The 23,357-nt window shown below is 41.2% G+C and carries 22 protein-coding genes and 1 pseudogene; 17 read left to right on the plus strand and 6 right to left on the minus strand.

From position 1 onward, the window contains the following. Positions 1–5: 5 nt before the first annotated feature. On the minus strand, positions 6–1,193 hold the full coding sequence (locus JOC83_RS15680) for an MFS transporter (protein WP_205188327.1): 1,188 nt from the start codon (positions 1,191–1,193) through the stop codon (positions 6–8). Positions 1,194–1,365: 172 nt separating this feature from the next. On the opposite strand from JOC83_RS15680, the gene JOC83_RS15685 reads away from it, so the two are divergent. Next, positions 1,366–1,749: an OsmC family protein gene (locus JOC83_RS15685; protein WP_205188328.1), complete on the plus strand. Its 384-nt coding sequence runs from the start codon at positions 1,366–1,368 to the stop codon at positions 1,747–1,749. 40 nt (positions 1,750–1,789) lie between these two features. Here the strand turns inward: JOC83_RS15685 and JOC83_RS15690 are convergent, their stop codons facing one another. Continuing rightward, positions 1,790–2,203, minus strand: a complete 414-nt coding sequence (locus tag JOC83_RS15690; RefSeq protein ID WP_205188329.1) for a pyridoxamine 5'-phosphate oxidase family protein — start codon at positions 2,201–2,203, stop codon at positions 1,790–1,792. A gap of 208 nt (positions 2,204–2,411) precedes the next feature. Between JOC83_RS15690 and cax the strand changes: the two genes are divergently transcribed. Both cax and JOC83_RS15700 read left to right on the plus strand, forming a co-directional pair. After that, the gene (gene cax / locus JOC83_RS15695) at positions 2,412–3,467 is read left to right on the plus strand and encodes a calcium/proton exchanger (RefSeq protein WP_205188330.1); all 1,056 of its coding nucleotides are present in this window, start codon (positions 2,412–2,414) and stop codon (positions 3,465–3,467) included. Positions 3,468–3,869: 402 nt separating this feature from the next. Further along, positions 3,870–4,685, plus strand: a complete 816-nt coding sequence (locus JOC83_RS15700) for a YfkD famly protein (protein ID WP_205188331.1) — start codon at positions 3,870–3,872, stop codon at positions 4,683–4,685. Between the two features lie 48 nt (positions 4,686–4,733). On the opposite strand, the gene yfkAB is transcribed toward JOC83_RS15700, so the two are convergent. Next, positions 4,734–5,852, minus strand: a complete 1,119-nt coding sequence (yfkAB, locus tag JOC83_RS15705; protein WP_205188332.1) for a radical SAM/CxCxxxxC motif protein YfkAB — start codon at positions 5,850–5,852, stop codon at positions 4,734–4,736. Between the two features lie 245 nt (positions 5,853–6,097). On the opposite strand from yfkAB, the gene JOC83_RS15710 reads away from it, so the two are divergent. The 7 genes and pseudogenes from JOC83_RS15710 (at position 6,098) to rlmD (ending at position 13,256) form a co-directional block, all read left to right on the plus strand. Next, complete coding sequence (locus JOC83_RS15710) at positions 6,098–6,274, plus strand: SE1561 family protein (RefSeq protein WP_204166794.1); 177 nt, start codon at positions 6,098–6,100, stop codon at positions 6,272–6,274. A gap of 336 nt (positions 6,275–6,610) precedes the next feature. After that, on the plus strand, positions 6,611–7,147 hold the full coding sequence (locus tag JOC83_RS15715) for a DUF3267 domain-containing protein (protein ID WP_205188333.1): 537 nt from the start codon (positions 6,611–6,613) through the stop codon (positions 7,145–7,147). A gap of 193 nt (positions 7,148–7,340) precedes the next feature. Further along, positions 7,341–7,436 (plus strand): annotated as a pseudogene (locus JOC83_RS15720) (helix-turn-helix transcriptional regulator); the annotation flags it as partial. Positions 7,437–8,409: 973 nt separating this feature from the next. Beyond that, positions 8,410–8,961, plus strand: coding sequence for a CPBP family intramembrane glutamic endopeptidase (locus tag JOC83_RS20065; RefSeq protein WP_239583590.1), 552 nt, complete (start codon positions 8,410–8,412; stop codon positions 8,959–8,961). A 235-nt stretch (positions 8,962–9,196) separates the two neighbouring features. Then, on the plus strand, positions 9,197–10,738 hold the full coding sequence (locus JOC83_RS15730; protein ID WP_239583577.1) for a fumarate hydratase: 1,542 nt from the start codon (positions 9,197–9,199) through the stop codon (positions 10,736–10,738). Between the two features lie 205 nt (positions 10,739–10,943). Continuing rightward, entirely contained in the window at positions 10,944–11,735 is a 792-nt protein-coding gene (gene pdaA, locus JOC83_RS15735; RefSeq protein ID WP_205188336.1) for a delta-lactam-biosynthetic de-N-acetylase, read from the plus strand. A gap of 135 nt (positions 11,736–11,870) precedes the next feature. Beyond that, on the plus strand, positions 11,871–13,256 hold the full coding sequence (gene rlmD, locus JOC83_RS15740) for a 23S rRNA (uracil(1939)-C(5))-methyltransferase RlmD (protein ID WP_205188337.1): 1,386 nt from the start codon (positions 11,871–11,873) through the stop codon (positions 13,254–13,256). An 81-nt stretch (positions 13,257–13,337) separates the two neighbouring features. Here rlmD and JOC83_RS15745 read toward each other — a convergent pair whose 3' ends face one another. Next, complete coding sequence (locus tag JOC83_RS15745; protein ID WP_205188338.1) at positions 13,338–13,967, minus strand: hypothetical protein; 630 nt, start codon at positions 13,965–13,967, stop codon at positions 13,338–13,340. A 670-nt stretch (positions 13,968–14,637) separates the two neighbouring features. Here JOC83_RS15745 and JOC83_RS15750 point away from each other — a divergent pair. The 5 genes from JOC83_RS15750 to JOC83_RS15770 all read left to right on the plus strand — a co-directional run bounded on the left by JOC83_RS15750 (position 14,638) and on the right by JOC83_RS15770 (position 18,329). Beyond that, positions 14,638–15,336: a DUF2711 family protein gene (locus JOC83_RS15750; RefSeq protein ID WP_205188339.1), complete on the plus strand. Its 699-nt coding sequence runs from the start codon at positions 14,638–14,640 to the stop codon at positions 15,334–15,336. A 23-nt stretch (positions 15,337–15,359) separates the two neighbouring features. Then, entirely contained in the window at positions 15,360–15,773 is a 414-nt protein-coding gene (locus JOC83_RS15755) for a GNAT family N-acetyltransferase (RefSeq protein WP_205188340.1), read from the plus strand. A gap of 178 nt (positions 15,774–15,951) precedes the next feature. Next, positions 15,952–16,431 carry a hypothetical protein gene (locus JOC83_RS15760; protein ID WP_205188341.1) on the plus strand — a complete coding sequence of 160 codons (480 nt, stop codon included), beginning with the start codon at positions 15,952–15,954 and terminating at the stop codon, positions 16,429–16,431. Between the two features lie 84 nt (positions 16,432–16,515). Then, positions 16,516–17,637 (plus strand): S-layer homology domain-containing protein, encoded by a 1,122-nt coding sequence (locus tag JOC83_RS15765; protein ID WP_205188342.1) that lies wholly within the window; start codon positions 16,516–16,518, stop codon positions 17,635–17,637. Between the two features lie 353 nt (positions 17,638–17,990). After that, a complete protein-coding gene (locus JOC83_RS15770; protein WP_205188343.1) occupies positions 17,991–18,329 on the plus strand; it encodes a hypothetical protein in 339 nt (112 codons plus the stop codon). Positions 18,330–18,380: 51 nt separating this feature from the next. On the opposite strand, the gene JOC83_RS15775 is transcribed toward JOC83_RS15770, so the two are convergent. Beyond that, positions 18,381–18,737 (minus strand): hypothetical protein, encoded by a 357-nt coding sequence (locus JOC83_RS15775; protein ID WP_205188344.1) that lies wholly within the window; start codon positions 18,735–18,737, stop codon positions 18,381–18,383. 33 nt (positions 18,738–18,770) lie between these two features. Next, positions 18,771–19,328 (minus strand): TetR/AcrR family transcriptional regulator, encoded by a 558-nt coding sequence (locus JOC83_RS15780; RefSeq protein WP_205188345.1) that lies wholly within the window; start codon positions 19,326–19,328, stop codon positions 18,771–18,773. Between the two features lie 264 nt (positions 19,329–19,592). On the opposite strand from JOC83_RS15780, the gene JOC83_RS15785 reads away from it, so the two are divergent. Together JOC83_RS15785 and JOC83_RS15790 are read left to right on the plus strand one after the other, a co-directional pair. Beyond that, positions 19,593–21,536, plus strand: a complete 1,944-nt coding sequence (locus tag JOC83_RS15785; RefSeq protein ID WP_239583578.1) for an efflux RND transporter permease subunit — start codon at positions 19,593–19,595, stop codon at positions 21,534–21,536. A 2-nt stretch (positions 21,537–21,538) separates the two neighbouring features. Then, positions 21,539–23,329: a coiled-coil domain-containing protein gene (locus JOC83_RS15790; RefSeq protein ID WP_205188346.1), complete on the plus strand. Its 1,791-nt coding sequence runs from the start codon at positions 21,539–21,541 to the stop codon at positions 23,327–23,329. Positions 23,330–23,357: the final 28 nt, after the last annotated feature.

The following is a 23,357-nucleotide window of genomic DNA, read 5'->3' on the forward strand; positions in this document are numbered from 1 at the left end:
CTGCTCTAGAGTGCTTGTTCGTTCTGTTTCATTGATGTTGTCGCAACAGTCGCTCCTTTTTTTGAAAAGAAGACAGCGGAGAAGATGAATAGCATTAACACACTTAAAATGTGAAAGAAGCTAAGCTGTTGGAAATGTTGAATAAAAAAGCCTCCAACGAACGGACCGACTAAGCTACCGATACTAAAGAAGATGCCGCACATTAAGTTACCCGTCGGCAATAGATGAGTAGGGGTTAGATCGGTCATAAAAGAAATTCCAAGTGAAAACGTTGACCCTAACAGCATCCCTGCAGCCGATAAGCAAATGATCAGTCCAACAAAGGAGTGTTCCATAAAGCTTGCGCCAACAAAGGCAAGAAAGCCAAAAAATAAGATAACAGTGAGAATGCTTCGGCGTCCGTAGCGGTCACTCATGATTCCGAGCGGCAATTGTGTAAGAATTCCACCAACCGCAAAGGCTGTGAGTAACAAGGAAATATCCGTTACATCCATGCCGATGCGCAGTCCGTACACAGGGAAAATGCCATTGATGGAAGTTTCTAAAATCCCGTACCCAAGAGGCGGTAAAAACGCTACCCACGCATATTTCCACGCTTGTGAAAATCGTTTTAAGCTTTGAGAAAAAGAGCTAATTCCTATTTCTTGTTCAGGGTATTCATTTTTTAAGAAGAAAACAAAAGCCCATCCGATGAGACATAGAACAGACGAAAAGATAAACGGTAACGCTGGATTAAGGTCGACTAAAGGTGTCATCAGCGGTCCAGCGGCAAAGCCAACTCCAAAAAACAAGCCATAAAGTGAAATGTTTCGACCGCGTCGCTCTTTCGGAGACGACGATGTAATCCACGTTTGAGTCGCAAAATGCAAGGCGTGATCACCAATTCCGATCAATAGGCGAAGCACAAACCAAAACCAAAACGTGTGCCACAGTGGAAACAGCGCAATGGATACAAACACAAGTAGTCCACCAAAAATGATAACGGGACGGTATCCAAATTTGCGCAGTGGCTGTTCCATAAACGGTGATGCAAGCAAGATTCCGATGTATAGAGCTGATGCATTTAGTCCGTTTAGGGAAGACGATGTGCCGCTCTTTTCAAGCATGACGGCTAAAAGGGGTAAAAGCATTCCTTGACTAAAGCCAGAGATTGCAACAATGCTAACTAAAATCCAAAATCGAAATGTATTCATGGCTACCTCGATAGATGTGTAATAGAGTAAATGGAATCGTTCCATTGTTCAGTATAGCAGACAAGCCTTGTCCAAATATATGGATTTACATAATCTTAAGATGGATGATTTGTGAAACCAATCAGGACATGATATAAAGAAAAAAATAAGTGGAACAAAAGGAGTGGCAGTGATGGAATTTAAAATGAAGCAAGAGCTTGGGTTTACCACGGAGTTATCATTTGGAGAGCTACATGTTGCTGGAGATGAAGCACATGGTTTTCGTCCGTTTCAGCTAATGGTGTCATCCATTGCAGTGTGCAGTGGGGGTGTGTTGCGCACCATTTTAAAGAAAAAGCGCATTGATATTGAAGATATGAGGATTAAAGCCGATGTGACACGTAATGAAGCAGAAGCCAATCGCATCGAAAAGATTCACCTTCATTACATCATTAAAGGTGAAAACCTGCAGGAAGAGAAAATCGAGAAGTCCATTGAACTAGCGCGTAAAAATTGCTCGATGCTTCAATCGGTCGTAAATAGCATTGAAGTAACCGAATCATTTGAATTAGTATAAGTGAAAGCCCCTCAAGCATGAGGGGCTTTTCTTGTGCGCATTATAATTCTTCTGGCTCGCTACCTGCTTTTTCAAAATAAAGAATGTGCTCAGGTGTGAGCTGAAGAAGGACATAGTTTGGATCGTCTGGGCCGCTAATCCACTCGCGCAGATGCTCATTCCAGAACTTCTCTTTTAATTCTTGGCGGTCTTCAACGTTTGCTTTGGCTTGAATTTCTACATACGAATCGTTCCAGCCTTGTCCTTCATACCCTAACAAAATATGGACGTATGGATTTTCTTCAATATCTTCGACTTTATGCGTGTGTTTATTCGTCGCAGTATAAAGCACTAAATCTTCGTTAAAAAACATCATAAAGCGAGAGTAAGGCTTCCCGCCTCGAATCGTCGCTAGCGTTCCAATTTTATGATCTTTTAAAATGGTTAATACTTTTTCTTTTGTATTGTTAGACATGTTTTCAACCCCTTTTGGTCATTTCTTTCTTTAATGTCTGTCGTTCGCACTATTTTTAAACGTGAAAAACAGGTAAATCAATAAAAACAAGCAAGGTTGAATATGCTAAGCAGAGAACGTTGGCTTATTTTGGTGTGAAGGTTAGTAAAGCGGGGTATCTTTATGCATAGGATGTACATATTTCCATGGAGAGAAAGAGGGTAAGAATATGGTCAATAAAATCTTCTTTATTACCGTTTTAGCTGGTGTACCACTATCGGTTGTCGGGCGATTTATGCATTGGTCTGAAGTGTTGATGTTTGTGATTTACTGTGTGACAATTATTGCACTTGCGGGGTATATGGGGCGCGCGACTGAAAGCTTGGCCATTGTAGCCGGTCCACGTATCGGGGGATTGTTGAATGCGACGTTTGGAAATGCTGTTGAGCTCATCATTTCGATTTTTGCGTTAAGAGAAGGGCTCGTTGCAGTTGTGTTAGCATCGTTAACAGGTTCCGTGCTTGGAAATCTACTATTAGTTGCCGGTCTTTCCTTCTTTGTAGGGGGCTTGAAGCATAAGCGACAAGAATTTAACGTATATGATGCTAGACACAACTCAGGACTACTAATGTTTGCGGTTATTGTTGCCTTTGTGATTCCAGAAGTGTTTGCTCAAGGAATGCCTGAAGGGAAGACGATGGCGCTTAGTATTGGAGTCTCCGTCATTTTAATTACGCTTTACTTAGGAGCACTTTTCTTCCGATTAGTGACGCACCGCGGGGTTTATCAGCATAAAAGTGAAGAAACGGGAACGCATGAAGAGCCGGAATGGAGCAAAGGCAAAGCGTTGCTTATTTTACTCATTTCGACGGGAGCGGTTGCGTTTGTATCAGAAAGCTTGGTTCACACGTTTGAAACCGTGGCAACACGATTTGGCTGGAGTGAGCTGTTCATTGGGGTAATCATCGTAGCGGTTGTAGGAAACGCAGCCGAGCATGCTTCTGCCATTATTATGGCGTACAAAAACAAGATGAACATTGCGGTGGAGATTGCGATCGGATCAACGCTTCAAATTGCGATGTTTATCGCACCAGTGTTAGTCCTCTTATCGCTCTTGTTTCAAGACAGCATGCCGCTTGTGTTCACATTACCTGAACTCATCTCCATGGTGACTGCGGTTTTACTTGCGATTGTCATTTCAAACGATGGAGATACGAACTGGTTTGAAGGAGCAACGTTGCTTGCGGCGTATCTCATCATGGGAATTGGATTCTATTTGTTGTAAGTCCTTCATATAATAGTAAAAAAAGAGCTGCTCAGTTAAAGGTGTGGTTCTCCCTACATGGCCGTGATACAGTCTCCCTTACATTTAGTAGGTACCTGTATACAAGTAGAAGAGTCACTAACCCTTTTTACGAGACAGCTCTTTCTAATATGGGATAAAATCGCGTTAATCAGTAAGTACGTACGATTAAAGTAAGTGCACCGGCCTCCTTTCAAATGGTGAGTTTGGTGGGAGTGCGCCTCCTTTCTAAAAAAGATGTATTAGATAACTATGTCAGTATAAAACTTAATATTCTGAAAAATTAAAAACGCTTTCAAAAAAATATAAACAATTGTCATAAATCCCTTTCGACTAGCAAAAACTATGCATGGATTCATATTTAATTTTGAAAGGGGTACACATATGCTACGTCGAATCGCAACGCTTGGACTTGCTTTGCTTGTTGGTTTTACCGTCACCACACCATCGTATGCCACGGCTAAACCATCGCCTGTGACGAAACAACAAAGCATGAAGGTTCCAAGCTCGGTTTTAAATATTTCAAAAGAAAACACTTATCCAAATGCTACACAAGATATGCCTTATTTGCAGCCAAGTGAGTTTGCAGAAGAATTATTAAAGGAATCAAAGGTGAAAATTGAAAACCCAGATCTTATCCGGATGTTAAATGAATCAAACGTCTCGAAAACACCGTGGGCGATTGGGCTACGTGCCACCATCTACTTAGGACAATGGCCGTTGAACTATGAATCAACTGAAACAACGGTGAATTGGGAATATCAGCGCATTAACATTAATCGCTTTGATAACCGAGCTGGAAAGGCACCGCATCAAATTCGCTATCAACAAGAAGAGCAACGTCAAGTAAAGGGCGGTCTCACAGCGAAAGTACCAAACAGTAACCACGTGCAATCGATGATGATGTTAACCGCAGCGAAGAAAACAGGCTTACCGCTTGCGTTCACAACGATTGTCGGGGCAGGTACGAAAAAAGATCAAGTATACAACGTTCCGCATAAAAAGGTTGGCTATCTCTATGGATACGCACCAGCCGTTAGTGAAAAAGGACAAGTCACATATGGCGAAGTGTATTTAACCGTGAAAGGAAGCAAGCGATTTATTGTCGTGAAGAATGTTACGTCACAAGGAATTGGGGCGTGGATTCCTGTTCAAGATCACGTGTCATTTGGATTTGCGGCGTATGACCAGCCAAGATAAACAAAAAGGGTGAACCATCTCCAACGATGATTCACCCTTTTTTGTTTTTTATTTTGAAATCACGGCACGACGCGTTAAGAAATCTACGTCTTTGTAGTAGCTGTTTTTAACTAAAATGTTTGGTCCTAAGCATTCAACTGCCGGACAGTGACAGCTTAGCTCTTTTGATAATGAAGAGGCTTGCCATGTGTCAAAGGCTTGTTGAAGCGGCGTATGCTGAATGTTGCCAAGCGGCGGTGTGTCACCAAAGTCTGTCACGATTACGTCGCCGTTGAAGATGTTCACGTTCAAGCGAGAGCGGCCGTCTGGATCATTACGAACCGTCACGTTTTTAGATGCGTAAAGGCGATCAAGTAACGCGATGTCATCTGGGTGCTCGCTACAGGCGTAAAACGGCAATGTGCCAAACAGCATCCACACGTTTTCATCGCGAATATCAAGCAAGTGATGAATTGCTTGTCTCGTTTCTTCTAATGAAAGAGTTTCGAGTGTGCTAGCGAAATCGCTTGGGTACATAGGGTGCACCTCATGCCTTTGACACATCATGTCTTCCACAATTTGACGGTGAATCTTTTCAATATGTGGCAGCGTACGCTTGTTTAACATCGTTTCGGCTGACACGGTCACGCCAGCTTTTACAAGTTCACGGCTATTGTCAATCATGCGGTCAAAGTATTTCGCGCGTTGCTCGTACGTTGGTTTGCGGTCCATCATCGCAAAGCCCGCTTCAACAAAGTCGTCCATCGTTCCCCAGTTATGTGAGATATGTAAAACGTCAAGATAGGGAATGATAAGCTCATAACGTGCTAAGTCTAATGTTAAGTTTGAATTGATTTGCGTACGAATGCCGCGTTCATGGGCATATTTTAAAAGAGGCACCACATAATTTTTGACAGATGATAAAGACATCATCGGCTCGCCACCTGTAATACTAAGAGCACGCAGAGTTGGCACTTCGTCTAATCGTTTTAAAATTAAATCAAGCGGTAGGGCATTCGGATCTTTGGGCTGCAGTGTGTAACCAACCGCGCAATGCTCACATCTCATATTACAGAGGGTGGTCGTTGTGAATTCAACGTTCGTTAACGTCGGCTTTCCGTACTGCTTCATATCCAAGTACGCTTCCCAAGGGTCGTACGAAGGGGTAATTGGTTGTAATGTTTTCATAACAATCTCCTTTAATAAAAGTAACGCGTGTATTAGTTGGCTTTTTTCTAAAAGGTTGCACGATCTATCCTCATTCAATTGCAACAGCTTTTACGAAAATAGCTTCTTATTTAACTTGCACATGCAAGTAATCAGTAAAAAAGAATACCAGTGACTATTATGGATTTTATTTTAATCGGTTGTCAATTATGAAATAATTCGGTAGCATGAACAGTAACACATCAACGAAAAGGAGCGAATGACAAGTGGGAAATGCTGTACGAGATAAAGATTCGCAAGTAAAATATTTAAAAGAACGACTTAACATGTTTGCAGAGGTATTAGACTCCATCGAGCCAGAACACACAGATCTAGAAGACATTGATCGTCTTATCGCGATGATTGATGATTTAGAACTGAAGTGCGAACAGTTTAAAAAGTAATTGAAATAAAAAAGTCATTCCGTTGTGGAAAAAAGTGACAACTAGCAGGTCTACTTCATAGATGAAGTAGACCTGCTTTATTTATTTTTGTCATTTTGTGATGAGATAGCACGTAAATTAGCAAGGGAACCATAACCGTTGTCCAACGAGAAAAAGGCAGGCGAATTAGTGCACTAAAAGACTTCTCAAGTCACAGCCAGTTGTGACTCAACTTCTCCTCTTAAAAGCACTCTTGTAAGCATGTATGTGATAAAATTGTAAAAAATGGATATTTTTCAAGAGGTATCTTAATGCAATAACACGTTAAACATGGATTCATTTAAATGAGGGAGATGGATGTCTATGATCATTTGGTTTCGACACTTACCACACAAAAGGATAGAATTGTCAGAATGGACTCCTTTTATCCAAAATAATTGGTATCGAAAACATTATATGAAGTTTGTATACCTACTTCAGTTAAGTATTCTTCTGATCCCATCTTTCTTTTCGACAGAATTCACTACTGTTAATATATTTTTACTTATCATCATAGGTATCCTTGTCTTCATCCTTCACGAATATTTACACATATTGGTTATAAACAAAAAAGGTGATAGTAGCTTAACGTTTAGCGGCATCTTTTTTTGGCTACATACAAATGCAATTCTCTCTAAAGGTAGATTTTGGGTCTTTATGAGCTTGCCCTTTCTTGTATTATCAGTTGTACCAGCCATTACATCGTTCTATGCATTAGGAAACCTCAAATTAATTCTATTATTTATAAGCTGGTTCAACACGTTGATTTCTTCTTCAGATATCATTAATTCATTTCTCATTGCCATTAAACCGAAGAACACCGTTTTTTGTAGAGGGTATTACCGAATCAAATAGAAAGAAGTCTATTTCCAATGTGAGGATGAAATAGGCTTTTTTTTATTTTCAACAAACGTACTGTTTAATCCAACTATTCACAAATTTGTCATGAAGATGTTAAGGAATTATGACAAAATGCAAAGTTTCATATACATAATGCAAAGGATATATTACATTGTTAATAAATTGAATATAAGGAGTTAATTGGGATATGTTGTGTAATTCTCTGCGTGAATATCGAGCTAAATTCCGTTTCACACAACAAGATTTAGCAGACAAAATTGGTGTAACGAGACAGACTATTGGATAACCAGATGATCATCTCAATCATCATTCTCATCACCTTATTTGAGGTTTTTCTCGTCACCTTGTTCGTCATGTATAAGCAAGGGAAAATCGATGATAACCCATTTATCGCACTAATCAAAAAGGAATGGCTGATTCTCTTTTATGCTTTTTTTAGATGGAGGAAGAAGCAGCGAACGAAAGAAGATGTGCAAGTTTTCTCTTATCATAAAAATTCGAGTTACTTTTGGCTTTTTCTAGCACTCGTTCATGAACAAATCATTGAAATGTTTGTTTTTCATATTTATTTAAAAACGGAAGAACCTGAAATCGCTACGATTATGTTAGTGCTACACATCTATAGCGTGTTGTATATCATGGGCGATTATAACCTTGTCAGAAATTCACCTCTTTTACTAAGCCGAAACAAGATCGTGATTAAAATCGGTGTTAGAAGAGAATTGAACGTTCACTTGCGAGAGATCGAGAACATTCAACCTGTAAAAATCGCCTATAACCGCAGTGGTGGAATCATTCATGAAAAGAAGGTCTTTCATGTAACCGCCTATCCGAGAATCATCACCCGGATATTTGGGATTACAGATGAAGCGAAATATGAAATCGTTCTCAAGCATCCAGTGCAAGCACGGGGGTACTTTGGCCAAAAGAAAGAGGTTGAAAAAGTGTACCTCTATATCGATAAGCCAGATGAATTTGTCGAAACGCTTCAAGAAAAGATTGACACCTATGTTGATCAACCAAGTGCTACAGAAGAAGTCATAGTCAAAAAAGAAAAGATGCCCATCATCAACTGGAAGGTGTACGTCTCCCTTCTTTTTATAAACGTACTAGGCGCGCTATCCATTGCTCCTTATGCAATCGCTCGAGAAAGCATGCATGAACAAATGGGAATCTCTCAAATGGAATTCGTTTTCTTTTATATCGTGCAGGTCCTTTTAGAATCGGCTGTTTTCTTATTTTTAGCTCTATGGATGATGAAAAAGGTGAACTTTCAAGTCCCTCTTATTGAATCCTTCTTCAACAAAGAAAAGTCTGTTCATCAACTACGCAATAAGCTCTTGAAAGCAACTCTGTACGGCCTGTTAACAGGTGGTGTCATCATTCTAGTCAGCTTGCTGGTTTCAAGCCCTTTAGGAGTCGACAACTCTTCCATCAAAGAAATACCGTGGTGGTTAGCGATATTCGGTTCATTTGGAGCGGCAGTAAATGAAGAATCGATTTTCCGTCTATTTCTTGTTACGTTTATTGTCTGGAGTTTAGTCAAAGTGAGAAAAAGAAAGGCGACGCCATTATATACGTGGACAGGAATCTCTGTAGCGGCCCTTGTTTTTGGGGTGATGCATTACAGTGTAGCCATCCTTAATTTTGACATGACGGTAGGACTATTCGCCAGCATGCTTCTTATCAATGGAATAGGTGGAATCGTATTCGGCGCTCTGTTTGTTTTCATGGGACTTGAATTTGCCATCATTGCTCATTTCATGGCCAATTTTCTCATTCAAGTCATTGGCCCCTTATTTATTTAACAATCAACTAAACCAACCCCTTTTTTGTGTGATAGAAGCTCACCGAACGTCGCGGAAAAAGCAACTATCCTAAAGTAAAGATCAACAGTTTCACTTGTGGAAATCGCCTTTTTCTTTTCCCATACTTGTTGTCTGATTATGAGATTAAAGTGCTTTCAAAAAAAATTCAAAAGAGTATAATAATGAGTAGAAACAGTTTGATACATACAAAGGGGACATGGGGAGGAGTTTTAAGATGATCGAGCAGTTAAAGAAAAGCATGTATGACTTAGTCGTTGAAACATCCACAAAGTTACCAAAAGACGTGCGCCGTGCGATTGCGGCAGCAAAAGCGCGTGAAAATGCAGGAACGCGTGCAGCGATGTCACTCGCGACAATCACAAACAATATTACGATGGCAGACGAGAACCTTTCGCCAATTTGTCAGGATACAGGACTGCCTACGTTTAAAATTAAAACACCAATTGGGGTCAATCAGCTTGAAATCAAAGAAGCCATCTACTGGGCCATTGATGAAGCAACAAAGCACGGCAAGCTTCGTCCAAACTCGGTTGATTCGCTAAACGGTCACAACAGTGGCGACAACTTAGGGCCAGGAACACCTGTCATTAAGTTCGAACAATGGGAGAAAGACTACATCGACGCACGCTTAATTTTAAAAGGCGGCGGCTGTGAAAATAAAAACATTCAATATAGCTTACCATGTGAGCTAGAAGGACTTGGCCGCGCAGGTCGTGACCTAGACGGCATTCGCAAATGCATCATGCATTCGGTGTACCAAGCACAAGGACAAGGCTGTAGTGCCGGCGTCATCGGCGTTGGAATCGGTGGCGACCGTACATCAGGCTATGAACTAGCGAAAGAACAGCTATTCAGAAGCTTAGATGATGAAAATCCAAACGAAGAATTAAAGCAATTAGAAGCATACACGGTAGAAAATGCCAACAAGCTAGGCATTGGAACAATGGGCTTTGGCGGAGAGACGACGCTACTTGGCTGTAAAATCGGCGTCATCAACCGTATCCCAGCAAGCTTCTTCGTATCGGTTGCGTACAACTGTTGGGCATACCGTCGCTTAGGCTTCAAGCTGGATGCGGCAACAGGAACGATTGAAGAGTGGTTCTACCAAGAAGGCGAAGAAATTGATTTCCGTAAAGAAGCAGAAAAGCAAGAAGAGGAAGTGGCAGAAGAAACGCGCGAAGTCGTGCTTCAAGCGCCAATCACAGAAGACCAAATTCGCGAGCTAAAAGTCGGTGACGTTGTGCGCATTAACGGCATGATGTACACAGGCCGCGACGCGATTCATAAATATTTATCCGACCATGATGCACCTGTTGATTTAAATGGTCAAATCATCTACCACTGTGGACCGGTTATGTTAAAAGACGAAGACGGCAAGTGGCACGTTACGGCGGCCGGCCCAACGACGAGTATTCGTGAGGAGCCTTATCAAGGTGACATCATGAAGAGATTCGGTATCCGCGCTGTAATCGGTAAAGGCGGCATGGGTCCTAAAACACTAGCGGCACTAAAAGAGCACGGAGGCGTATACTTAAACGCAATCGGCGGAGCGGCGCAATACTATGCTGACTGCATCAAATCCGTTGAAGGCGTCGACCTCATGCAGTTTGGGATTCCAGAAGCAATGTGGCACCTGAAAGTAGAAGGATTCACAGCGGTTGTTACGATGGACTCACACGGAAACAGCCTACATGAAGATGTAGATAAATCATCGCTTGAAAAGCTAGCACAGTTTAAAGAGCCTGTATTTAAATAAGAATGAAAAGTCGAGCTTAGATCGTAATTGGTCATAAGCTCGGCTTTTTTGTGTGGATGACAGGATTGGTTTTACATGAAAACAGAAAGATTTAAAAGGTGAGCCACCACAGTACGTTCGTTATTGAGATGGAAAACAATGCATCGTATGAATGAGTGAACGAGGCGGATAATAAGCGTAAATGACGACGGAAAGGAGTCAGTATATGCGTCGTGTAGTCCTTTTCTTTTTAGCGTTTTTATTCGCATTCACATCGTTCGCATCGGCAACGGCTTACTCCAATAAGCCATTAAGCTGGGGCTTTAGTAAAAGTAAAAACCACAAACAAGCATCCGCAGGCAAGCCGTTTGATAATCTGTTAAAAAAATACGATAGCTTTTACATCGGAGCTGATGATAAACAGAACATTTACTTAACGTTCGATAATGGCTATGAAAATGGCTATACCGAACAAGTGCTAGATGTTTTAAAAGAAAAGAAAGTACCCGCGGCATTTTTTGTGACGGGGCATTATTTAAAAGATCAACCTAATTTAGTAAAGAGAATGGTCAAAGAAGGCCACATTGTCGGCAATCACTCGTGGCATCATCCAGACTTAACGCAAGTCGATGATAGCCGGTTACGTGAAGAGCTAGATCGCGTCAAGCGTGAGTATGAACAACTAACGGGAAAAACAGACATGCAGTATTTACGTCCACCGCGTGGCGTCTTTAGTGAGCGTACACTTGCATTATCACGCGATGAAGGGTACATTAACGTGTTTTGGTCACTGGCCTTTGTTGATTGGATGACGGACCAACAAAAAGGATGGCGCTATGCGTACGACAACATCATGGCTCAAGTTCATCCTGGTGCGATTTTATTGCTTCACACCGTCTCAAAAGACAATGCAGAGGCATTAGGAAAAGCAATCGATGATTTACGTAAAGAAGGCTATGAGTTTAAAAGCATTGATGAGCTCACCGCTGAAAAAAACATTTCACCGATTTTGCGATAAACAGGCTGATCCGAGCGGGTCAGCCACGTTTACGTTGGCCGATAATCGGAAAAAGATGAAACAAGGAAGGGAAACGTGTTATTCTTATTTGAGTTGTGTTTAGAATGAAAATCACGTAATCGGAGTTGTATATAGATGAACAAACAAAATTCAGGAGTGAAAGTGGAAAAAGGTCAACGATTTCCATTAACGATCAAACGCCTCGGCATCAACGGTGAAGGTGTCGGCTATTATAAAAAGCAAGTCGTCTTCGTACCAGGCGCGCTGCCAAACGAAGAAGTTGTCGCAGAAGTGACAAACGTACGCAATAACTTCGCAGAAGCGAAAATCAATAAAATTCGTAAATCATCACCGGACCGTACGCAAGCACCCTGTCCCATCTACGAACAATGCGGTGGCTGTCAGCTTCAGCACTTATCGTACAGCGGTCAGCTAGACGCAAAGCGAGACATCGTGCTTCAAGCATTTGAACGTCATACAGGATTAAAGGACATCGCAAGTAAAACGCGCTTCACTATCGGCATGGAAAATCCGTGGCGCTATCGAAACAAATCCCAATTTCAAGTCAGCTTAGATCAAAAAGGGCGTGTCATCGCCGGACTTTACGGCATTAACTCACATCGTCTTATCGACATTGAAAACTGTCCCATTCAGCACGAATCAACAAACAAAGTAACAAAAGTTGTGAAAACGATTCTGCAAGACTTGAAAATCCCGATTTACAACGAGCGCAAACGTAACGGGATCATTCGTACAATCGTGTCACGCGTTGGCTTCCAAACAGGTGAAGTCCAAATTGTACTCATTACCGCAAAACGAGACATTCCGCGTAAAGAGGTACTAATTGAAGAAATTCAACGTCGCTTACCGGAAGTCAAATCAATCGTGCAAAACATAAATGGTCAAAAAACATCGCTTATTTTTGGTGACGAAACGTTCACACTCGCAAACAAAGACGTTATCCAAGAAACATTAGGCGATATTTCATTTGAACTATCGGCACGTGCGTTCTTCCAGCTGAATCCGATTCAAACGGTCAAGCTGTATGACGAAGTGAAAAAAGCAGCGGCACTCACAGGCAACGAAAAAATCGTCGATGCCTACTGTGGAGTCGGCACGATTGGGCTCTGGCTCGCAAAAGATGCCAAAGAAATCCGCGGCATGGACACGATTGAAGAATCCATCGTCGACGCCCGCAAAAACGCCAAACGCCACGGCTTCAACCACGCTACGTACGTCACAGGCCCAGCCGAAAAATGGCTCCCAAAATGGGTAAAAGAAGGCTGGAAATCAGACGTAGTCGTCGTTGACCCACCACGAACAGGCTGTGACGACAAACTACTAAACGCCATCATGCAAGTAAAACCGAAAAAGGTTGTGTATGTGTCGTGTAATCCATCCACTTTGGCGAAAGATATAAAGCATTTGTCGAAGTTTTATGACGTGGAATATGTGCAGCCTGTGGATATGTTTCCGCATACGGCGCATGTGGAGAGTGTGACGAGATTGACGTTGAAATAAGGGTATGATTGGGGAGAACAAGGTTGGGAGCCTTGTTCTTTTTTATATCATCATATCCAAATCCACAAAAAAACCTGCTTGTTATACAGGTTCTGGAAGTTTTACTTTTTTAAGTAATTCTACGGCGAAATCTTGGTGAGTTGCTTTTTTTTCTTCATTCTTGATTGTAACAATAACATATGTTACAAGGCCTTCACCGTCCATTGAGAGCGCTGTGTATTGAACTGTTCCATCGTTTCCGGTTACAATTTCAACTGCGTAATCGTATCTTTCTTGTAATCCAGGGAATTTATCCATATCTAGTGGCTTAAATTCAGTTCCCTGACCACCAAAAGTAGTTATTTTCATTTCAAACTTTCTTACCTCTCTGTCGAGGCTAGAAGAAGCCTTCTCTTTTCTTACATGTACCCAAAAGTTTTCATATGCATCTGTACCTTGAGCTTGAAATCTATTTTCATCTAATTCTTTCCCTTCAAACCCACTTGGAAGTAATAATTCTTCTGCTAGTTCTGAAGAAATAGACATTGGTACCAATTCTTCCTCTTTCTTTTCTCCGCCAACTTCAAACACAAGGACGTTCTCTTCCTCTTCTACTTGTTCCTCTTTTTCGTTATTTTCTTTTTCAGTTGTTACGGATTGTTCTTTGTCGCTGCAAGCACCTAGAAATAGTGCAGATGTAACGAACAAACCAATTATAAGTTGTTTTTTCATTGATGTACTCCCTTTTATGTAACTTTTTTATTATTCTAAAATAATTTTACCATAATTTAACCATGCTTACTTCCTATTTTGATTTTATTATTAACAAGCCGCTATTATAGTAATGTTTTTTGAGAAAAGAGATTTAGAATAGTAGTTTTTACTTTAAAAAACGCAAAGGTAAGGTGCAAAGTGAACTTTACATTGGGCCTAATCTTTGCTGAAGAGCTCATGTTTAATAGAGGTAAACAGATGAAAGCGGAGAAAAGCCGTACATCTTCCCCTTTCTCACATTCTATTAAAGTAGAGGATGACCTTCCCATTTAATGTTAAAAGCAGCGAGAATCCTCGTTGCTTTTCTTAAGAAAGTGCTGTCACTCCTCAAAAACCTTGTTTCACAGCACAATGTCATATAGCCATTCGATGATAGTATGACTACTTATTAAAAAGTATCAGGTACATATCACTATTCATCTGTCATCACCATTCAAGCTACGTACAGGATACAACAAAACTAACATGATATGAAAAAAGAACAAGCCCACAACCTTGTTCTTTTTTTCATAAACAACCTTCTCTTCCAATCACCACATGTATATAATTAACAATGATAGAGTGTGCTGACTAGTAGCTACGAGTACACTTCGATGTACGGCTATCAAAAAGCAAGGGGGGATCAAGTATGGAAGTAAAGAGAGTTCTCCCCGAACCTCATCGGTATGCGGTTTGTGCATATGAAGACGTACCGATAAAGGAATTTTATAAGGGTGTGTTTAATGAAGTGTTTATTTTCTTTCATCCTTTTATTAAGCCGGTGACGATTGATTTGGAATTGTTTTGTGCAGAAACGTATCCAGACAAATTTCAACTGATCAATCATTGTGAAAGGGTGAGGTGGAACGAATTTTTAGCTCTTAGTGGGATGAAGAGTTATGAAGAGTTGGATATTGGACTTCGCACGAGAATACTGGGCTTACATAAGAAGTATGAGGATCAGAAGTTAAAGGAGATCATTCATACTGTGAGTGAGAAGCACCAGCTTGTTCCACCATTAGAAGGGATTCTGCCTACTATCCTCATCAATACATTGCTAGAAGCGGTAAAAAAAGAAAAGGATGATTGGATTTGGGTAGGGGATGAATTTGGTACGGAACGAAAGTTAGAATACATTGATGACCTTATCAACCAAGATACACTCGCAAGACACAATCTCTTTACACATGACCATTCAATGCTAATCACGACTCATTGGGATAGCCATTTTTCCATGATTTGTTCAGATGATAAAGGGAAGATAAATCGAATCATTAAAGCGTGTAATCTTGATGGTTTTTACTGTGATGATCGTACAGAAATCTATTGGAGCGTACAGTCACGGTGACGATAAAAAGGAGTTGATCAAACATGATCTATACATACTCACTTAATGGAATTTCAACTGATAGATTGAGAGGCTTCTTTGTAGGCTGGCCTAACCCACCAAGTCCAGAAACGCACTTGAAGCTGCTGCAAAATAGTAGTAAGGTGGTTCTAGCGATTGATGAGGATACGAATCAAGTGGTTGGGTTTATTACCGCAATTAGTGATGGGGTTCTGTCTGCTTATATTCCATTTCTTGAAGTTCTGCCTGCGTACAAGAACCGAGGGATCGGTAAGGAATTAGTAGATCGCATGTTAAAAGAGCTTGATACCATTTATATGATTGACTTGTGCTGTGATGATGCGCTCGTTCCTTACTATGAGAGATTTGGAATGATCAAATCAAACGGAATGCTTGTCAGAAATTACGAGATGCAGTCGGGAAATGTAAATAAATAGATGTGAAGAAACGCTTGGGGTGCAGGTCGCTTTCAAGCGTTTTTGCGTGCAGGGCTATGTATGGATTTACCATTACTTGTACCAAATAATAACAGAATATGGTAGTATAGTAATGGGTTAAAAGATTGATAGTGATGAAAACGGATGAAAGAATGGATAGACAAGCGAGGTGCTTACAATGGAAGAGTGGTTAAAGATGAATCAAACGTATAACTTGTTTGACCCGATAACGAACGAGTTAATGAAAAAACTCAGCGTGTTCAAAAGGCATGTGAATGAGTTGAATACAAAAGCTCTTGAAGTGACTGTTCGCAATGTGTATAAGATTTATGAAGATGAATATTGCATTTATCTCTTTTTTCAAAAAGAGTGGAATGAGGAAGAGATCGATAGAGATTGTCGAACAGAGAATATACGCTACATGCTGACCATCAATGATGACCTTGTTAGTCATAAGCTGTATTCGACACTCTATGAGGTAGAGATTTTAATCTTCCTACAGGAGCTTAATAAAAATTACAATAGTGTTTATTGTGAGCAATCGCTGATTCACTTGCAGCCATTTATTGATATTCAGCATCTTATTGACGACCTTGTGTTGTTTAATTCGAAACAAGCCGTGCAAGATGTTCATGAAGGGAAACTGCCTTGGTGTTAATAAGCCTATCTCGTCGTGATCTCTTCTTACAATCGTTTAAGACTGCGATCTTACAACCTTATTATGTTATGACGGAGGGTTAGAATGAAGAAAACACGTTTCCTCATTTTAGTGTTAACACTACTTATCGCTTTGTTTTCACCTAGTTTGAACACAGGGCAAGCAGCAAGCTCTTTTAAAGATGTACCAAGCAATCATTCTACGAAGAAAGAGATTGATTACCTAATCGGTCTTGGCATTATTAAAGGATACAATGATGGCACGTTCAGACCTTACAACAATGTCACAAATGCTCAAGCAGCGACGATGCTAGTGAGAGCGTTAAAGCTACATACAAACGGAAGACCTAATCCTCAATTTACGGATGTTTTCTCCACAAATCCTGCATTTAAAGAGATTGCGACGGCTGTAGACGCTGGTATTTTCCCGAAAAGCAAAGCGTTTTATCCGAATGCTTCCATTTCACGAGAGGCGATGGCAAGAGCATTAGTGAATGCCTTTAAGCTTCAAGGGAGCGAGGGTATTTATTTTACGGATGTGTCAGAGTCTTATTGGTCGTATCCGTACATCTCAAAGCTAGCTGCTAATCAAATTACAACTGGATACCCAGATGGTTCATTTAAACCGAAGAATACAGTAACGCGTGCTCAGTTTTCGGCTTTTGTTGCACGTTCATTAAACAAAACGTTTAAGCCTCGTGTTGAAAACCGAGTGGTGACAGGTGGATTGAAGCATAATCCTACTAAGAGTTATGTGTACAACCTATACAACCATTTTACGGGTTATGAGAAAGCATCTTGGCAATATGAATGGACAAATCAATCTGGATGGGATAATTGGACCGCTTACTATGAAGATGATTATGACGGTGAAGATGTTTATTATAGCCAACGAGAAGATAAAGGAGGCATGTACTTTGGATGGCAAGACTCCGAAATTTCCTTCGCGCTTCCTTATCCTTTAACGTTAAATAAAAAGTGGAGTAGTGAGCGATATACGTATGAGGGAGACAAAATAGATTATTATGTAGTGACCAATATTGCCAAAACGATCACAACGCCTGCTGGTACGTTTCATAACGTAATTGAAATCAAGGATTACGATGGATACTACCTGTATTACGCACAAGGAATTGGTCACATTCTAACGATTGACGCAACGCAACAACCAGCTAAAAAGACGATAGAATTAGTTGAAATCTATTAAAACGTGCCTGTCACTCCTCGACATCTGTTTAAAAACGTTGAGGGGTGACAGGTATTTTCAATAGAGGTTGTACGTGTATCAACCCATTGAACACCTACTACCCTAGGATTATTGTGTGTAGAACGATTCAATGGGTGTGAAAGAAAAGGTTAATCATGTGAAGCTATCTCCTGATTCTCCAAATAGTCAAGAGTTAATGAGGGAATGTTTAGAAGTACTTGCACTAGTTACATAGACTTATTTTCTCTTATTTAGATACCAACATATGGAATTTTTTATATAATAAAGATGATTTGGTGGTGTGTGTTTCTAAGTGACATCACCGCAGCAAAACTAGTAGGAGTGAGTATAGTTTGGGATGTCTTGGTTCCATCTTTCGGTTTTTCGTCTTTTTTGTATGTGCCATGATTGTGTCCATGGGTGCTGTGATCACTGGTTTGACCTTTTTTGATGCCTTGTCTTCTCGAGGAGATTGGTTTGATTTCTTCTTTGCCTTTACGGTTTGGTTTGTTGGAAGCTACATCACGGGCTGGTTCATTGAGGCGAGGAATTACGATGTAGGTGGAGGCAGTGAAATCGGAGAAGAGTACTTCATCATGTTGGTGCTTTTTATATTAACGGTGTGTGTATACCACGGGACGAATTGGCTCGTTCGCTTGCCGTTTCGACGGAAGTCAAAATCAAGAGACTAAAGAAGATCCTCTTTCACGTTAAGAAGAGAATCTTCTTTAGCATTCTTGCGTTTAGCTCATTTTATCTGTAATCAATGCCTTTGAGATACACATCGCTTTAATGATCTTTTCACAGCGAGTGTGCGCAGGGGTTCCTTGGGCCAATGTTCGCGTTGCTTTTTCACATTTGCGGATGATCGAAGAAAGAGGTTGCAATGCTTCCCTTACTTCATCTTTTGTATAGTGATTGAGGACGGGTTCATCTGTTAGGCATGATTTTGCAATAGATAAGGCTTTGATTCTGTTTTTAAGCAGTGTGTGCTGAGAGGTACCTTCAGCAAACTTTGGTTGCATGTTTTCGCAGTTACGGATGGAGGAATCGACCACTCGTAGCGCTTGAGTTACGGCTTCTTTTGAATAATTTTCCATGCTGTTACACCTCTCATGTGTGATTTCTGTTCGTTAACACCCCAACCCACTCAACCCTCGATTCACAAATCCAAATAAAAACTCCGCCATTTCCTGTGGGGTTTTCTTTTTGCCGGTTTCGAGCCAGTTTTTGATGACGTACATACTGCCGCTCACAAGAAACAAATTGAGGTAGTCGTACGTTTCTTTGTCTAGCTTTTTATCAAGTATCCAATTGTCAAATACGTATTCTTGGGTGATCTGCATCCCTTTGTTTTGAAAGTGCATGTCGTTGTTTTCGCTAAAGAGAACAAGGCAGATGTCACTTTTGTCCGCCATGAATTCAAAAAGCTTCACCATCATTTGAATGGCTTCTTCTTCTTTTGAAAAATTGTATTGATTGAGCGTCTGAACTAATTCACCCATAAACTCTTCTTCAATCGCATACAGTAGTTCATATGGACTTGCATAGTGGGCATAGTAGGTAGAGCGGTTAATATCGGCGCGTTCACATAGTTCTTTTACGGTAATATTGGCAATTGGCTTTTCTTTAATGAGCGCAAGTAGGCTTTCTTTTAAGACCATTTGCGTATATTTTTTTCGGCGATCCATACATAAACTCCTATTCTGTTCGTTTCTCTACATATTGATCAAAAGTGTAGGTTATCAAACATATTCTAAGCAACTGTTTGTTGTATCTCCAACACGGTGTTTACTATAATGATAGAGAAGTTAGAAGCAAGAAACAAGAGAGGGTGAACAACGATATCAATTGCATCTCGCATTATTAAACATAAAAAAGCCGTTTTACTTGTCTTTTTCGTCTTAACGGTACTATCAGCTGTGGCTTCATCTTTTGTTTCGGTGAACTACAACATGGTTGATTATTTACCAGAAGAGGCTCAATCGGTTAAAGGCATTCACATTATGGAAGAAGAGTTCTCAGGAGCGGTCCCGAATACTCGGGTGATGATTCCAGATGTTACCGTGCCAGAAGCGCTTGACTATAAAGAGAAGCTTACGGCCATTGATGGCGTGACGGATGTTCTATGGCTCGATGATGTCATGGATGTGAAAACACCGTTAGAGCTAGCCGACTCGTCCTTAGTCGAAACATATTACAAAGATGAAACGGCACTCTTTTCCATCGGCGTCGAAAACGGGAAAGAAGTAGCCGCAACGGATGCCATTTACACGTTAATTGGCGAAGACGGAGCGATTGCGGGAGAAGCAAGCAATACCGCAAGCTCACAAAAGATGGCCGGATCAGAGTCGATGTATGCCGGACTTCTGTTAGTTCCCATTATTATTTTCATTTTAGTCATTTCCACGACATCATGGATTGAGCCAGTGTTTTTCTTAACCGCGATTGGTGTATCAGTTTTAATTAACCTTGGTACGAACATTTTTATCGGAGAAGTGTCGTTTGTGACTCAATCGGTTGCTCCGATCTTACAGCTAGCGGTCTCACTTGATTATGCGGTCTTTCTGTTACATAGTTTTTCAGATTATCGAAAAACAACCGAAGACCCTGCAGAAGCAATGAAGTTAGCGATGAAAAAGTCGTTTCCAGCGATTACAGCAAGTGCGGCGACGACATTCTTTGGGTTTATCGCCTTGATGTTTATGAACTTTGAAATTGGGTCAGATCTTGGGTTAAACCTTGTGAAAGGCATCTTGTTAAGTTTTATTAGTGTGATGGTGTTCCTGCCTGCCCTTACGCTTTATTTTTATAAATGGATGGATAAAACGAAGCATAAAAGCTTTATTCCGGATTTTAAAGGAATTGGAAATAAGTTTGTGAAGCTGAAAGTTCCTAGTTTGCTTATTATCGCGATCATTATCATTCCAGCGTTTTTAGCACAAAGCAACACCTCGTTCATTTACGGTTTAGGTGAACAGCCGGAGAATACGCGAAATGGAAGAGACTTGGTGAAAGTACAAGAAGCGTTCGGAGATATGACGCCGATTGTTGTGTTAGTACCTAGAGGAGACATAGCGAAAGAAGAAGAGATGGTCAAAGAGTTTGAACAGCTTGACTATGTCACGGGTGTCATTGCGTATGCGAACAGTGTGGGGACGGCGATTCCACCAGAGTACTTAGACGAATCCGTTCGCGATGAGTTTTACTCCGAAAACTATAGTCGTATCGTCATTAATACGAACCAGACCACAGAAGGAGACGTTCCGTTTTCAATCGTGGAAAATGTCGAGAAAATCGCAGCGAATTATTATGGAGAGCAGGCACTTAGTTTAGGGGAAAGTGTGACACTGTACGATATTAAAAATACGGTCACAAAAGACAATATCGTCGTAAACACGTTAACGATTGCGACGATTGCGCTTGTGCTACTCATTAGCTTCCGTTCCATCTCCATGCCGGTTGTATTACTGATTACGATTCAAGCAGCGGTGTGGATCAACTTGTCGATTCCATACTTTGCGAACACCTCACTCGTATTCGTAGGGTACCTCATTATTAGTACCGTGCAGCTTGCAGCGACGGTCGACTATGCGATTTTATTAACAGAAGCGTACAATCACAATCGAAAAGAGCTGTCTGCGAAAGAAGCGATGATCAAAACGTTAGATGAAAAGACGTTTTCGATTTCGATTTCGGCCGCGATTTTATCAAGCGTCGGGTTCATTTTATGGATTACCTCGTCGAACCCAATCGTACAGTCGATTGGACTGTTACTCGGTCGAGGAGCGCTACTGGCGTTTATTATGGTCGTCATTTTGTTACCGGCATTACTGATTGTTTTAGATAAAGTCATTAAGAAAACAACCTATCAAGCAAATTATCATGAGGAGAAGTGAGGATGATGAAAACACGATACGTATCCGTAGCCGTTGCCACGATGCTTGCTGTTCCAACCGTCCTATCTGCTCCTGCTTATGCAGCGACAGGAGAAGTCGCTTCTAAGGAAGAAGTCGTGTATGCGACCCTTACGGCAGATGGGGACGTTGATCGTGTGTATGTGGTGAACACGCTAGATGTTGAGCAAGCAGGAGTCATCACGGATTATGGACAGTACAAAACGGTCAAAAATTTAACGAATGTGGAAAAGATGAACCGAGAAGGCAAATCAATCTCGGTGGAAGCACCAGAAGGGAAATTTTATTATCAAGGGAACATGGACAATACAACACAGCTGCCTTGGAATGTTGACGTGTCGTATACCTTAGACGGCGAGGAGAAGGAAGCCTCAGAGCTTGCGGGGACCTCAGGTAAGGTCGAGATGACTATTACGACGAAGAAAAATGAAAAAGTAAACCCTGCTTTTTATGAAAATTATTTGTTACAGATTTCCGTTACCTTGCCAAACACGTACCAAAACATTGAATCCACAGGCGGAATGGTCGCGAACGTCGGAAAGAATAAGCAAATCACGTTCACCGTTTTACCAGAACGAGAAGAAGCGTTAAAAGTGGAGGCGGATGTGAAGGACTTTGAATTTCAAGGGGTCGAGATTGCTGCTGTTCCATCAAGCTTTCCGATTGATATGGGCGATACCGATCGCTTAACAGACGATATGGGTAAGCTGTCAGATGGAATTCGTGACGTGCACAGTGGTGTGACGGAGCTAGAGGATGGTGTCACAGAGCTAAATAAAGGAGCCGCTAAGCTAGCAAAAGGCTCTGCACAGATGAAATCAGGCATCAATGAACTCAATCGTCCATCGGGTGACATTGTTTCTGGGTCAACCGAGATTAAACATGCGCTTCAAACGTTAAATAAAGAGCTATCGGGTAGTGCTAGTGGCATGGATTTAGAAGCGTTAAGTGAATTACCTGGTGGCTTAAAAAAATTAGCGGACGGACTACAGCAAACGAATGCTGGATTAACAACGCTGCAACAAAATTATCAACAATCCTACACGGCACTAGATGGAGCCATTCGTGCGATTCCAGCCACACAAGTGACAGAAGAAGAAATTGCGACTCTGTACGCGAGTGGAGCAAATAAGCAAGTGGTGGATACATTGGTTGCTTCCTATACAGCGGCGCAAAAGGTAAGAGGCACATATGAAGCGGTGCAAGCAGCCTTTGCGGCCGTGGATCCAACATTAACGCAAGTAAAAAGCTCGCTTGGAACGATTAGCGGGCAATTACAAGAAATCTCAAAAGGTATCGCCATCTCGCTAGAAAGCATGGATACGGGTGGATTAGCGGAGCTTCAAAAAGGGATTGAACAATTAGCAACGAACTACAACACGTTTCATACAGGCATTGTTCAGTACACACAAGGAGTCGGGCAGCTAGCCAACTCGTATAGTGAGCTGCATGGTGGCATGACCAGCCTTTCGAGTGGCACCAATGAGCTCAAAGGCGGTGTCGGAGAGCTACAGGATGGCACAGCGCAGCTGAACAATGAAACAAAAGATTTACCAGAGCGCCTACAAGCCGAAATCAATGAGATGATTGCGCAGTTCGATAAGTCGGACTTCAAACCCATCTCGTTTGTCTCACCTGAAAACGAAAACGTTCAATCGGTTCAATTCGTCTTGAAAACCGAAAGCATCAAAAACGAGGAGCCGAAAGAAAAGAAAGCCGTAGAAGAAGAGAAGAAAGGGTTTTGGGCGTTGTTTAAGGAATTGTTTAACAAGTAATCGAATAAAAGGCCTGTCACAACCGTAA

Source organism: Priestia iocasae (assembly GCF_016909075.1).
Taxonomy (GTDB): Bacteria; Bacillota; Bacilli; order Bacillales; family Bacillaceae_H; genus Priestia; species Priestia iocasae.

Excerpts from the sequence above, each read along its gene's own strand:
- JOC83_RS15680 (WP_205188327.1), bottom strand. The coding sequence starts at position 1,193 with ATGAATACATTTCGATTTTGGATTTTAGTTAGCATTGTTGCAATCTCT.
- JOC83_RS15685 (WP_205188328.1), top strand. The coding sequence starts at position 1,366 with ATGGAATTTAAAATGAAGCAAGAGCTTGGGTTTACCACGGAGTTATCA.
- JOC83_RS15690 (WP_205188329.1), bottom strand. The coding sequence starts at position 2,203 with ATGTCTAACAATACAAAAGAAAAAGTATTAACCATTTTAAAAGATCAT.
- cax (WP_205188330.1), top strand. The coding sequence starts at position 2,412 with ATGGTCAATAAAATCTTCTTTATTACCGTTTTAGCTGGTGTACCACTA.
- JOC83_RS15700 (WP_205188331.1), top strand. The coding sequence starts at position 3,870 with ATGCTACGTCGAATCGCAACGCTTGGACTTGCTTTGCTTGTTGGTTTT.
- yfkAB (WP_205188332.1), bottom strand. The coding sequence starts at position 5,852 with ATGAAAACATTACAACCAATTACCCCTTCGTACGACCCTTGGGAAGCG.
- JOC83_RS15715 (WP_205188333.1), top strand. The coding sequence starts at position 6,611 with ATGTCTATGATCATTTGGTTTCGACACTTACCACACAAAAGGATAGAA.
- JOC83_RS20065 (WP_239583590.1), top strand. The coding sequence starts at position 8,410 with ATGAAAAAGGTGAACTTTCAAGTCCCTCTTATTGAATCCTTCTTCAAC.
- JOC83_RS15730 (WP_239583577.1), top strand. The coding sequence starts at position 9,197 with ATGATCGAGCAGTTAAAGAAAAGCATGTATGACTTAGTCGTTGAAACA.
- pdaA (WP_205188336.1), top strand. The coding sequence starts at position 10,944 with ATGCGTCGTGTAGTCCTTTTCTTTTTAGCGTTTTTATTCGCATTCACA.
- rlmD (WP_205188337.1), top strand. The coding sequence starts at position 11,871 with ATGAACAAACAAAATTCAGGAGTGAAAGTGGAAAAAGGTCAACGATTT.
- JOC83_RS15745 (WP_205188338.1), bottom strand. The coding sequence starts at position 13,967 with ATGAAAAAACAACTTATAATTGGTTTGTTCGTTACATCTGCACTATTT.
- JOC83_RS15750 (WP_205188339.1), top strand. The coding sequence starts at position 14,638 with ATGGAAGTAAAGAGAGTTCTCCCCGAACCTCATCGGTATGCGGTTTGT.
- JOC83_RS15755 (WP_205188340.1), top strand. The coding sequence starts at position 15,360 with ATGATCTATACATACTCACTTAATGGAATTTCAACTGATAGATTGAGA.
- JOC83_RS15760 (WP_205188341.1), top strand. The coding sequence starts at position 15,952 with ATGGAAGAGTGGTTAAAGATGAATCAAACGTATAACTTGTTTGACCCG.
- JOC83_RS15765 (WP_205188342.1), top strand. The coding sequence starts at position 16,516 with ATGAAGAAAACACGTTTCCTCATTTTAGTGTTAACACTACTTATCGCT.
- JOC83_RS15775 (WP_205188344.1), bottom strand. The coding sequence starts at position 18,737 with ATGGAAAATTATTCAAAAGAAGCCGTAACTCAAGCGCTACGAGTGGTC.
- JOC83_RS15780 (WP_205188345.1), bottom strand. The coding sequence starts at position 19,328 with ATGGATCGCCGAAAAAAATATACGCAAATGGTCTTAAAAGAAAGCCTA.
- JOC83_RS15785 (WP_239583578.1), top strand. The coding sequence starts at position 19,593 with ATGGTTGATTATTTACCAGAAGAGGCTCAATCGGTTAAAGGCATTCAC.
- JOC83_RS15790 (WP_205188346.1), top strand. The coding sequence starts at position 21,539 with ATGATGAAAACACGATACGTATCCGTAGCCGTTGCCACGATGCTTGCT.